This window comes from Halomonas sp. BC04 (assembly GCF_000568385.1).
This window is the reverse complement of record NZ_AZQX01000425.1, coordinates 1-12,307: the sequence shown is the minus strand read 5'-3', so window position 1 is coordinate 12,307 and position 12,307 is coordinate 1. Positions and strand designations below refer to the sequence as shown.

General features: G+C 60.7%; 11 protein-coding genes and 2 pseudogenes. 8 read left to right on the top strand and 5 right to left on the bottom strand.

The window, feature by feature from the left end; translation table 11 throughout:
- The 5 genes from Q427_RS28080 to Q427_RS28060 form a co-directional block, all read right to left on the bottom strand.
- On the bottom strand, positions 1–458 hold a 458-nt coding region (locus Q427_RS28080; protein ID WP_043518899.1), incomplete at its 3' end, for a TRAP transporter large permease subunit.
- A 33-nt stretch (positions 459–491) separates the two neighbouring features.
- Complete coding sequence (locus tag Q427_RS28075) at positions 492–1,055, bottom strand: TRAP transporter small permease (RefSeq protein WP_043518897.1); 564 nt, start codon at positions 1,053–1,055, stop codon at positions 492–494.
- A 68-nt stretch (positions 1,056–1,123) separates the two neighbouring features.
- Positions 1,124–2,107, bottom strand: coding sequence for a TRAP transporter substrate-binding protein (locus Q427_RS28070; RefSeq protein WP_043518895.1), 984 nt, complete (start codon positions 2,105–2,107; stop codon positions 1,124–1,126).
- Between the two features lie 85 nt (positions 2,108–2,192).
- Positions 2,193–2,630, bottom strand: coding sequence for a VOC family protein (locus Q427_RS28065; RefSeq protein WP_043518894.1), 438 nt, complete (start codon positions 2,628–2,630; stop codon positions 2,193–2,195).
- 71 nt (positions 2,631–2,701) lie between these two features.
- Entirely contained in the window at positions 2,702–3,232 is a 531-nt protein-coding gene (locus Q427_RS28060) for a winged helix DNA-binding protein (protein WP_043518893.1), read from the bottom strand.
- Positions 3,233–3,428: 196 nt separating this feature from the next.
- Between Q427_RS28060 and Q427_RS28055 the strand changes: the two genes are divergently transcribed.
- From Q427_RS28055 to Q427_RS28020, 8 genes and pseudogenes are all read left to right on the top strand, one after another.
- On the top strand, positions 3,429–5,282 hold the full coding sequence (locus Q427_RS28055) for an ABC transporter ATP-binding protein (protein WP_231613971.1): 1,854 nt from the start codon (positions 3,429–3,431) through the stop codon (positions 5,280–5,282).
- A gap of 42 nt (positions 5,283–5,324) precedes the next feature.
- Positions 5,325–6,848 (top strand): ABC transporter substrate-binding protein, encoded by a 1,524-nt coding sequence (locus Q427_RS28050; RefSeq protein WP_043518891.1) that lies wholly within the window; start codon positions 5,325–5,327, stop codon positions 6,846–6,848.
- A gap of 60 nt (positions 6,849–6,908) precedes the next feature.
- The gene (locus Q427_RS28045) at positions 6,909–7,832 is read left to right on the top strand and encodes an ABC transporter permease (protein ID WP_043518890.1); all 924 of its coding nucleotides are present in this window, start codon (positions 6,909–6,911) and stop codon (positions 7,830–7,832) included.
- Between the two features lie 5 nt (positions 7,833–7,837).
- Positions 7,838–8,689 carry an ABC transporter permease gene (locus tag Q427_RS28040; protein ID WP_081786256.1) on the top strand — a complete coding sequence of 284 codons (852 nt, stop codon included), beginning with the start codon at positions 7,838–7,840 and terminating at the stop codon, positions 8,687–8,689.
- The gene (locus tag Q427_RS28035) at positions 8,686–10,404 is read left to right on the top strand and encodes a peptidase M14 (RefSeq protein ID WP_231613970.1); all 1,719 of its coding nucleotides are present in this window, start codon (positions 8,686–8,688) and stop codon (positions 10,402–10,404) included. The genes Q427_RS28040 and Q427_RS28035 overlap by 4 nt, the downstream gene beginning before the upstream one ends.
- 96 nt (positions 10,405–10,500) lie before the next feature.
- Positions 10,501–11,261: pseudogene (locus Q427_RS28030) on the top strand (5-oxoprolinase subunit PxpA).
- A gap of 23 nt (positions 11,262–11,284) precedes the next feature.
- Positions 11,285–11,962 carry a 5-oxoprolinase subunit PxpB gene (pxpB, locus tag Q427_RS28025; protein ID WP_442905602.1) on the top strand — a complete coding sequence of 226 codons (678 nt, stop codon included), beginning with the start codon at positions 11,285–11,287 and terminating at the stop codon, positions 11,960–11,962.
- A pseudogene (locus Q427_RS28020) lies at positions 11,959–12,307 on the top strand (biotin-dependent carboxyltransferase family protein); the annotation flags it as partial. The gene pxpB and the pseudogene Q427_RS28020, both read left to right, overlap by 4 nt.

The following is a 12,307-nucleotide window of genomic DNA, read 5'->3' as shown; positions in this document are numbered from 1 at the left end:
GGATCAGCAGGCCAAGGTGGAGCGCTGGCCAGTGTCCCGATCGCCATGCCGCTGTCATAGCCGCGACGCTCGAGTTCGGGCAGGGTCATCTTGCCCACGGTGGCGCAAGTGGCCGCCGACGAGCCGCAGACCGCCGCGAACATGCCGCTGCCGATGATGTTGGTGTGCAGCAGCCGGCCGGGGAGGCGGTTTAGCCAGGGCGAGAGACCGCGGAACATGCTGTCGGCCAGCCCCGAGCGGAACAGGATCTCGCCCATCCAGATGAACATGGGGAGTGCGGTAAGGTCCCAGCCGTAGCTGGCGCCCCAGAAGTCCGATGCCAGGATCGGGCCCGGCGCAAAGGGGCTGAAGAAGGCCAGCGCCACCCAGGCGGTGCCGATCAGCGCAAAGGCGATCCAGACGCCGCTGCCCAGAAGCAGTGCCAGCGTGAATATGGTGGCCAGACTCAATGTCAGCACGAGAGTATCTCCGAGAGAGGATAGAGGTCGGGCTCAGCGTTTCTCGCTGTCGTTGATGGCCGTCGCTTCGCGAAAGCTCGAGGGATCACGGGCGGCGATGCGCAAGGCGATGATCAGCGCCTCAATCAGAGCGAGGCAGAGCAGCCCGACGCCGGTTGCCAGGACGGTCTGCGGAATCCAGAGGGGAATCGCCAGGAAGCCTGAAGAGACATCGTTGAACGCGAGGCTCTCCCTGGCAAGTTCGATCAGCCCGTAGCCCAGCAGTAGACTGAGGACCAGAGCAACCAGTAAACCGAAGACCTCGAACCAGACGCGAATGGCAGAGGGGAGTCGCGAGATCAGCAGTGTCACGCGGATGTGGGCATGATGAACGAAGGTATAGGCGAGGCCGAGAAACGTCGCACCAACCAGCAGGTAGGAGGCGATCTCCGAAACCCCGGTAATGCTGATGCCGGTTCGTCGAAGGCCAATCAGAACCAGGCCGGCATCCATGAGCCTGAAGGTGACCTGCAGCGAGATCAGGACGCAGATAGTGACCATGCAGGCCGCCGCCCCCCAGGCCCCAAGGCGGTAGAGTTTGTCGAACTTGAATGTCATGGCTTGGCCTCACGGCATGCTCGAGGTGAGGGCGCGACGGGCTGCCGCCGCGCCATCGTGGTCAGGCTTCAGTCGTCACGCTGGTCGCGATACTCGTCGAGTACCTGCTTGGCCGTGTCATCGGCACGCTCTTCCCAGTCGCTGAACAGCTTGTCGCCAGCCGCCTGCAGCGCGGCTGCCACCTCATCGTTCGGCGTGGCCACGGTGATGCCGTTCTCCTGCAGGGCCTCGGTGCTTGCCTGGTTGTCATCTCGGCTCATCTGCCAGCCGCGCTCCTCGGCACGGGCGGCTGCTTCGAGGACCGCCTCCTGGGTCGCCTCATCCAGGCGGTCGAAGGCGCGCTGGTTGATGAAGACGATATTCTTGGGCAACCACAGGTTGGCGTCGGTGTAATGGGAGACGTAATCCCAGGCGGTCATGGCATTACCGGTGGAGGTCGAGGTGATCATGGCATCCACCCGCCCGGTGCTGAAGGCGGTGGGGATGTCGGACTCCTCGGTTTCGGTGGGGTTGCCGCCCAGGTAGTTCACGAAGCGCTGGGTGTTGATGTTGGGTGCCCGGACCCGCAGGCCTTCGAACTGCTCTTCACTGTTCAGTTCGAAGTCGGTATAGATACCCTGGGATGGCCAGGCCACGGCGTAGAGGGGCATCATGCCCTGATTGGCGAACAGCTCGGTGATCAGTGGCCTGGTGGCTTCCCAGAGGGCAAAGGCCTCGTCGTAGCTGCCTGCCACCCCCGGCAGGGTGTCGACCTCGAAGATCGGGTCTTCGTTGGAGAGAACCGAGAGGAAGACCTCGCCCGCCTCGATGGTGCCGCGCCGTACCGACGGCTTGATCTCACCGTGGGCGACCAGGGACCCGCCACTGTGCACATTGATGCGTAGTTCGCCGTCGGTGGCCTCTGCCACGTCCTCGGCGAATTGCTTGACGTTCTTGGTATGGAAGCTGGCATCGCCATAGGGGGTCGCCATGGTCCATTCCGCTGCCTGGGCTGACGAGGCGAACCCGAAGGCGGCCGCCAGTATCACGGGGGTGGCTATCGTCTTGTGCATGGTAAAGACCTCTTGTTCATGTTGGTGGTCGTGTTGTTGCCTATGGGTGAGTCATGGGGTATTGCGGCCGCACCCGACGGCCTTGTCAGTGCTTCTTGAACAGCTGGTTCTCCCGGTCCTTGAACGCCTTGAACTCCAGCGCGTTGCCGGAGGGGTCGTAGAAGAACATGGTGGCCTGTTCGCCGGGCTCGCCTTTGAAGCGGATGTAGGGGGCTATCTCGAAGCGCACCCCATGGGCCTTGAGCTTGCTGGCGAGCGCTTCCCAGGCCTCCATTTCAAGCACCACGCCGAAATGAGGTACCGGCACGCCGTGCCCATCGACAGGGTTGGTATGGCTGGTGACGGGGTTCTCTTTCAGTGCCGGGTTGAGGTGGCAGACGAACTGGTGTCCGTACAGATTGAAGTCGACCCAGCTATCCGACGAGCGGCCTTCTGGGCAGCCCAGAAAATCGCCGTAGAAGGATCTGGCCTCATCGATATCGCGAACCTGAACGGCAAGATGGAAAGGATCTTTGACAAGCATTTCAAGGTCTCCAGATGTCAGGATGGTGGTGCCCGATACGTTTGGCCGAAAGGTAGGCCGTCGTAGTGGTATCACAGCGATGCGGCAGCACGGGCTGCCTGGTCATACAGACCCGACATTGCCCGTAGCATTCCTGCCAGCCTGCTCATCTCTAGACGTTCGATACCCATTGAGGAGAGGGAGTCAATTAGACAAGCCTCACGTATCTCGGCATAGCGACGACAGGCTTCGTGTCCTTCGCTGGTGGTACGGAAGAAGGTCTCCTTGCCCTGCTTTTCCCCGTTGACCAAGTTCAATTTGGCTAATTTCTTCAATGCATAAGTCACGGTATGCGTGTCTTCGATATTGAGCACAAGGCAAATGTCAGACTGTCGCTTGGCTCGCTTCCGGTGATTGACGCTATGCAGAACCAGTATGTCCAGTGAGTTCAGTTCTGAATAACCGGTGGCTGCCATGCAGCGTACCATCCAGCGGTGAAAGGCGTGGCCTGAAATGATCAAGCCGAATTCGAGTTCCGATAGCTCCTGGGCGCTATGCGAAAGATGCTCCGAGGAGACGATCGGGCCGCGAGCGTGAAGTTGAGGTCCTTTTGAATCTGTCATCAATGAGCTGCCGTTGTGTTATTGGAGTGCTTGCGCGCGTGTCCTACGGGGGCTCTGCGTCAATGTCGTTCCCCTGGCGCATCCGCTGGCCCTCACGGGTCCACAGTTTAGCGGCGCCAAATGAGGAGGGTTGACACGATCATAGTATGGCTATAATTTCTTTGTAAATTACACAAAAATTATAGGCATTGTATCTGTGAAGTCTCCTCTTCTGAGCGTTGAATCTCTCCACGTCGCCTTTGGCAGCAATGAGGTTGTCAAGAACCTCTCCTTCAGCCTGGAAGCCGGGCAGACGCTGGCGATAGTGGGTGAGTCGGGCTCGGGCAAGTCTGTCACCTCGCTGGCCATCATGCGCTTGGTCGAGTATCAGAATGCCTCGATCACCCAAGGGCACATCCGTTTCCATCGCCCCGGGGATGCTACCCCTCTTGACCTGACTCAGATCACCGATCGCGACATGCGACGTATCCGCGGAAAAGAGATATCGATGATCTTCCAGGAGCCGATGACGTCGTTGAATCCTGTTTATACCATAGGCGATCAGATCGCTGAGGTGCTAAGACTGCATGAGCATCATAGTCGTGCCTCTGCCCGGCAGGAGGCCATTCGGCTGCTGGATCTGGTGCGCCTGGCGGATGCACCATCCTTGCTCAAGCGCTATCCCCATCAGTTATCCGGGGGGATGCGCCAGCGGGTCATGATTGCCATGTCACTGGCTTGCAAACCAAAGATCCTGGTGGCGGACGAGCCGACCACGGCACTGGATGTGACGATTCAGGCACAGATTCTGGCCATCATTCGTGATCTCCAGAAGGAGCTGGGCATGGCCGTGATCTTCATTACCCACGATATGGGGGTCGTCGCTGAAGTCGCCGATCACGTCGTGGTCATGCGAGAGGGGGAAAAGGTCGAGGAGGCTTCGGTAGAGGCGATTTTTGCCAATCCCAGAGAGCCCTATACCCAGGCGCTGCTCGCGGCAGTACCCAAGCTGGGCAGTATGCAAGGCCGTAGACTGCCTCGTCTCGATCCCTTGGTCATCTTCGACGGCATCCAGGCTCATACTCTGGGTGAGTCCCGGGAACAGGATACCGTCCAGCAGGACGCACCTCCGATCGTCAAGATCGACAACCTGGTCACGCGCTTCGACATTCGCAAGGGCTTCTTCGGTGGCGTCACCCATCGTGTCCATGCCGTCGAACGTGTCAGCCTGGAAATCTATCCCGGGGAGACGCTGGCGCTGGTGGGGGAGTCGGGGTCGGGCAAGTCGACGATCGGGCGCACCATCCAGCTGCTTCAGGAGAGCACCAGCGGCGATATCGTCTTCTCTGGCAAACCGGTATCGGAGATGAACCGTCGCGAGAAGATGCGGCTGCGTCAGGAGGTGCAGTACATCTTTCAGGATCCCTTCGCCTCCCTCGACCCACGCAAGAGCATTGGCTTCTCGATTGCCGAGCCCATCCATACGCATGGCCTGCTCGATGGCAGACGCAACATTCAACGCCGTGTCAGCGAACTGCTCGAGCGCGTGGGCCTGAAGCCCGAACATGCCGAGCGCTACCCGCACGAGTTTTCCGGCGGTCAGCGTCAGCGTATCTGCATCGCCAGGGCGTTGGCGTCTCGCCCCAGGCTGATCATCGCCGATGAGGCGCTATCGGCGCTGGATGTGTCGATTCAGGCTCAGATCATCCATCTGATGATGACGCTGCAGCGGGAAGAGGGGCTGGCCTACCTCTTCATCAGTCACGACATGGCCGTCGTCGAGAAGATGAGTCACCGTGTTGCGGTGCTTCACCTGGGCCAGGTCGTCGAGATGGGGCCCAGGCAGCGGGTTTTCGACGCCCCTCAGCACGACTATACCCGTAAGCTGCTGGCGGCCGTGCCAGTGGCCGATCCCACTCAGCGCCATGAGCATGTGCTGCTGGAGGGAGAGATTCCCAGTCCCATCAGGAAGGTGGGGGATGAGCCGAGCGTCAACCCCTTGATCGAAGTCCACCCTGGCCATTTCGTCTCTCGCGGGACGAGTCATACCCACAGTGCCCGGTCACTGTGAACAGGAAAAGCCATGAACAAGAAAAGAGCAGGAGACAGGAATATGAACAACAAGAGAACGTTGATCAAAGCGGTGGCAGTGGCATCGGCTTTGTCGGTTTCCGCCATGTCCCAGGCCGGTTCTTTGACCATCGCCAGCCCTCAGGATCCCGGTAGCTGGGATCCTATCGACACGTTTCTGGTCAACTGGGCCTCCCTCGCCACCAATGTCTTCGATGGCCTTACCTATCGTGGGCCGGATCTCGAGCTGGTGCCTGGATTGGCGACGAGCTGGGAAGAGCTGGATGATGGCTTGCGCCTTCGCTTCGCGCTTCGTGAAGGGGTGACCTTCCACAATGGTGAGCCCTTCAATGCCGAAGCGGTGGCATTTACCTTCGAGCGGCTGCTGGGTGAGGAGGGCGCGCAGGGGCCGCAGCGCTCCAATTATACGGCGATCGAAAGCGTCGAGATCATTGACGATTACACCGTTGACTTTCATCTGAGCGAGCCCGATCCGGTACTGCTGACCAAGCTGGCCGGGTATGGCGCCATGATAGTACCGCCGGGGTACATTGCGGAGCATGGCGACGAGCACTTCAACAACAACCCGGTAGGTACCGGGCCTTTCCGGATGGTGGGCTACAATCCACGTGAAAATGCCCGGCTGGAGGCATTTGCCGAGCATTGGGGCGGCGCTCCCAAGCTAGATACCGTCACCTACCGCTTCATCTCCGAGCCCTCAACCGCTGTGGCTGAACTACAGTCGGGACGCGTCGATATCGTCATCCCGCCGACGATTCCCATCGGCATGATCGATACCATCAACAACCATGAGGGTATCCGGATCGTGAGTGTCCCTTCGCCCACGGTGGAGGCGCTTCGCTTCAATACCGAGTCAAGCATCACTGCTGATGAGAGAGTGCGTCAAGCCATGATCATGGCTGTGGATCGCCAGGCGATCATCGACTCTATCCTGGCCGGCGAGGGGCAAATGATTGCCAGCTTCCAGGGGGCACAGTCCTTCGGTCACGATCCCGAGCTGGAGCCCTACCCTTATGATCCCGAGCTTGCTCGCCAGCTGCTCGATGAAGCCGGTATCGAGCCAGGGGCCACCGTGCAGATCGATGTGCGCGGCAACGATTCCACCTTTGGTGAAGTCGCCCAGGTCGTCGCAGCGTATCTCCAGGGGGTGGGGATAAATGCATCGATTCAGCCCTACGAAACCAACGTGCTGCTCAATGACATCATTCCCGCAGGACGGACCGGAGAGATGTTCCAGCAGAAGTGGGGAGGCTGGACCTTCGATTACGATAATACGGCCTATTTGATGTATCACACCGGTGAGCGTTGGAATCCCTACGATAGCGACGAAGAGCTCGATCGCATGCTCAACGCACAACGTGGCATCACCGATCCCGATGAGCGTGAGGCCATGCTTCAAGAGATTGCTCGCTATACCCAGGAGAGGGCACTGGAAATGCCGCTCTACAGCCTCAACGCGCTCTATGGTGTCAGCGACCGGGTAGAGGGTTTCGAACCCGCCCCCGATAACCGCCTGCGGCTGACCAACGTCAGCGTGTCGGAGTAAGAACCAAGTCGCTGCCGCCCGGGAGGGGCGACAGCGACTCTCTGTTCATGGGAGCCACGCGTGGCTAAGTTCCTGTTCTATCGATTACTGCAGGCCGTTTTCGTCGTCCTGGCGGTTACCCTGATCGTCTCCTTCGCCATTCGTTTGACGGGAGATCCCGCCGTCATGCTGGCTCAAGGGGCGGGAAGCATTACCGAGGCCGATCTCGACCGCATTCGCGAAGCGCTGGGACTCAACCAGCCATTCATCGTCCAGTACTTCGAGTTTCTGCGTGGCCTGCTGGTTGGCGATCTGGGGCGCAGTTTCATGGGCGGCACTCAAGTGAGCGATTTGATCGGACGTGCATTACCGGCCACTCTCGCGCTTGCTTTCGCTTCGCTGTTCGTTTCCATCGCCATTTCCATACCACTGGGCATCAAGGCCGCGGTGTCTCGGGGTCGCTGGCCGGATCAAGTGATCCGTGTCCTGTCGCTGATCGGTCTCTCCTTTCCCAACTTCTGGCTAGCCATCATGCTGGTGCTGCTGTTTTCCATTACCTTCAATCTGCTACCACCCAGTGGTATGGAAGGTTGGACCAGCTTCATCATGCCGGCAGCCACCATGGGCATCATCCTGACGGCCACCAACGTGCGATTGGTAAGAACCACCATGCTCGACACCTTGCGATCTCAATATGTCATGGTGGCCAGAGCCAAGGGGTTATCCAACTCGGTGGTGCTCTACAAGCACGCACTGCGCAACTGCTCAATTCCTCTCATCACCTACTTCGGCCTGCAGTTCGGCGGCCTGTTGGGGGGCATCGTGGTGGTGGAAAGGGTATTCAATTGGCCGGGGTTAGGCACATTGGCCTTCGATGCCGTTGCGGCCCGTGACTATCCGGTTCTGCAAGGCGTGATCACCGTGCTGTCGTTGCTGATCATTTCCATCAACCTGCTGGTGGACATCGCCTATGGGCTGGTCGACCCCCGGGTGTGCAAGGATTAAGTGCCATGCTGTCTCTCAACTCCCCGTCATTGCGACGTTTCAAGAGCTTCGAGTTCATTCTGGGTATCTTGTTGGTCGGTGGGATCGCTTCCGCCGTCCTGCTGTCCGGCTGGTTATTTCCTGGCAACGGCAGTGGCATCAATCTTGCCATGCGTCTGGTGCCGCCAATGGTCGAACCGGCCCATCCACTGGGAACCGACCCCCTAGGGCGCGACTTGCTGGCTCGGGTGGTCGTCGGTGGAGAGATATCCCTCAAGGTGGGCGTTTATTCCGCCCTGGGTGCGGTAGTGGTGGGTATCATCATGGGCCTGATCTCCGGCTACTATGGTGGCATCATCGACATGTTAGTGATGCGTTGCGCCGATGTTCAACTGGCCTTGCCCTTCATCCTGCTGGCTATCACTTTCATCGCGGTGATCGGCGGCGGGCTCACCAACATGATCATCCTGTTGATCATCTCGCAATGGGTGCAGTACGCGCGTCTGGTGAGAGGGTCCGTTCTCTCCCTAAAAGATCGTGAATTCATCCTCTCGGCCAAGGCCATCGGTGTGCGCGACGTGCGCATTTTGTTCCAGCATCTGCTGCCCAACCTGATAGGCCCTGTCATCGTGCTGATGACTCTCAACGTGGCCAACAATATCCTGCTGGAGAGCAGCCTGACCTTCCTCGGTCTGGGCGTGGACCCGGTGATTCCCAGTTGGGGCGGCATGCTGGCCGAAGGCCGGACCTATCTGCAGACGGCATGGTGGATCAGCGTCTTTCCGGGGCTGGCGATTCTGTTGACCGTACTCGGGCTCAATCTACTGGGTGACTGGTTGCGAGATACCCTCGACCCCACCGGGAGAACCTCGGTATGACGCAAATCCTGCTTGAACATAGCGTCAGGCGCAGCCTCGATGCCCTGGTAGCCGACTATCGCGATACCCGGCACCAGGGCGGTACGCTCGATGCCTGGGTGTTCGACGACCCCGCGTCACGCCGCGCCGCCGAGGTGGAGCTGGCCCGGTTCGGCATTCGGGCGCGCATCCACAGTGCCTACAAACCGCTGGTCCACTTCTTTCTCGAAGCGGTCACTGGCAAGTCCTTGACGGCAGTGACGATACGCTACCCGGCACCGACCGTGGCACCGCAACGCTTTCTGCTGGAAGCCTATCCGTTAGCGGGCATGCTGGGCGATGGGGTATCGCTGAGCTGGGAACCCATGGCGACCGACGCCGTCACCGGTCGCTATGTCTATGAAGTGCACTTGCGCGGTGTCGACGGCAAGGTGGAGAAGCACGATGTCGCTGCGCCCAACCGCCTGCATCGCGACCATGTCAATTGCCTTCAGCTCTCCCCATGCGGCTGGGTCAAATGGCAGCCTGCCGATGGTCAGTACCGTGATGAGCTATTGAAAACCGACTATGAGCAGCTGTTCGAAGCAGCCATGGAGGCCATCATGGGTCGTGCATGGCAAGACGAGCAACCTCTCTTCGAGGAGCTGAATCTGCGTGTCACGCTGCCGGCCGAGGATACGCCGCTGCCATTTGGCGAAGAGCACATCAGCCTGGCGGAAGGTCTGCATGAAGAGCTCTACTTCTCCTTGCTGGAGTACTTCCAGCATCGAGCAGGCCTGCCACTGGGAGACCGTTCGATACAACCAGGGCAGATCGTGCCAGAGGTCCTCACCCGGCCGGGCGTCGCGCCGGGGATCACCGTTCGGCTGCAAGCGCTGTGCACCACAGCCATGGCAGTGTCTTCCGATGTGGCGTTGAACACGGCCGACCGAGCGTTGAGCGAACACCAGGTCATCGCGCAGCTTAAGGGGCTGGGAGCCCGGTCGCTGCTTGCCCATAGCCGCAGTGGTCGCCCAGTCATGGCGCGTTACCGCCCGGGAGACGACCGGGCCGTGATCATCAGTGCAGCCCAGCATGCCAACGAAACCTCCGGCATCGTGGGGGCGCTTCGCGCGGCCGTGGCGCTGGACGCTCTCCCAAGGAGCCACTTCGTCATTTCGCCACTGGAGAATCCGGATGGCTATAACCTGCGTCAGCGCCTGGCCACCGAACAGCCAGTCCATATGCACCATGCGGCCCGCTACACCGCGTTCGGGAACGACCTGCAGGCGCAGCCGACCGGGGGCCATTTCGAACACGCCATTCGAGAACAGGCGATCGCCTGCAGCGGTGCGCAACTGCATGTGAACCTGCACGGCTACCCGGCCCATGAGTGGACACGCCCATTGACGGGCTATGTTCCACGCGGGTTCGAGTTGTGGACGATTCCGAAAGGCTTTTTCCTGATCGTTCGCCACCATCCCGGTTGGCAGCAACAGGCACGCCACTTGCTTGAAGGCGTCACCCAGGATCTCTCGCGGCTGACGCCCCTGATGGCGCTCAATCGACGCCAGATTGCCCTATACGAAGCCCATGCCGGCACCCTTGAGTTCCCCATCATGCACGATATCCCCTATCTGCTCATGGAGGATGAGGCTCAGTTGGCGCCGCTCATGCTGATCACCGAATACCCCGATGAAACGCTGTACGGCGATGCTTTCGTCCTCGCCCATGAGACACAGAGGCTACCGTATTGAGCGCCTATACTCACTACCAACGCTTAACGCTGCCTGGATGACGTCTTGTCCACGAATCAGGCAGTGTCTCTATTCTCAATGAACCGGGTGAAAATGATGCCTCAAGCAAGTTTGCCTCTACTCAACTGCGACATGGGGGAAAGCTTCGGCAACTGGACCCTGGGCATGGATGCAGACGTGATGCCCTTCGTGGATTGCGCCAATGTCGCCTGCGGCTTTCATGCCTCGGACCCTCATGTCATGCGCCGCACCGTGGCATTGGCTGCCCGGCACAACGTCAAGGTCGGCGCGCATCCGGCGTATCCCGACCTGATGGGCTTCGGCCGCCGCTCGATGGCCTGCACGCCCGCCGAAGTCGAGGACATGGTGTTGTACCAGATCGGCGCCCTGGCTGGGCTCTGCCGGGCGGAAGGTGCCGCCATCCAGTACGTCAAGCCCCATGGTGCCCTCTACAATGACATGGCGCGGGATCCGAGTTGCTGAAGGGGGTGATGCGGGCGGTGCTTGCCTATGACCCCAGCCTGCCCTTGATGGTGATGGCAACGGCCGATCCCGGCCCATTCCGGGCGCTGGCCGCAGAAATGGGAATCTCGATCTGGTTCGAGACCTTTGCCGATCGCGCCTACGATGCCCAGGGGCACCTTGTCTCACGCCGGCTACCCAACGCCGTGCATCACGACGAAGCCACCATCGTGGCCCAGGCGGTGGCGCTGGCCAGGGGTGAGGCCTTGACGGCCAGCGGCGGCTCTGCCCTGAAGCTCCCCTGCGATACGATTTGCGTGCACGGGGACAATCCCGAGTCGGTGGCGGCCGTGCGGGCCATTCGCGAGGCATTTGACAGCCTGGTGGAAGCGTGAGGGCAGGCATCGAGACGACGGCCATGGACGTGTTGATGATCCGGCTCTTCGATACCATCGAAGAGTCCAACATGGCGTGGATCATCGCCGCCGACCGGGCCCTGCGAGCGGCCTTCGGCAAGACCCTGGTCGACCTGGTGCCGTCCTATACCACCCTGATGCTCCACTATGACTGTCGCGTACTGTCGCATGGTGAAGCCCATGGGCGTATTCGAGAGGCACTGGAATACCTGCAGCCCGCCGACACCCAGGCGGGACAGCGCCACGAGATCCCCGTTTGGTATGACGAGAGTGTCGGCCCCGAGCTCCGGCGTGTGGCTGAGCGGGCAGGGATATCTATCGAAACGCTGATACAGCGCCACTGCGACCACGACTACTGCGTCTTTGCCTTGGGCTTCGCCCCGGGATACGGTTTCATGGGGCTGGTGGAGGAGGCGCTTGCCACGCCGCGACTGGAGACGCCACGACGCAAGGTCGCCGCCGGCAGCGTTGGCATTGCGGGGCGTCAGACCGCCATCTACCCGCTGCCGTCGCCCGGTGGCTGGAATATCCTTGGGCGTACCGCGGTGCCCCTGTTTGAGCATGCTCGGCGCGGCGATCCCCTGCTCAAGCCGGGAGATCGGGTGCGTTTCCTCGCCGTCTCCCGTGACGAGTTCGAGGCGCAGGGCGGCGATACCACACCGCTGGAGGAGCGGTCATGAGCGACACAATCACCGAGGGCGTGCGTGTCATCCAGGCCGGCCCCCTTGCCATGATCGAGGATGGCGGTCGCATGGGAGTGCGCCATCTCGGCGTGACCCAGAGCGGCGCCGCCGACTGGATCTCGCTTTATTGGGCCAATTGGCTGCTGGGCAATGCCCCTGACAGCGCGGCCCTGGAAATCGTGGTGGGAGGCGGCTTGACCCTCGAGGTCGAGCGCGCAACGCGGCTGGCGCTGGTCGGCGCGSATCTCGATGCGCGGCTCGATGATGCACCGCTCGCCCCCGGCAAGAGTTTCGCGGTGCGCGAGGGCAGCGGCTGGTCTTCAGGCAGCCCGGGATGGCTGC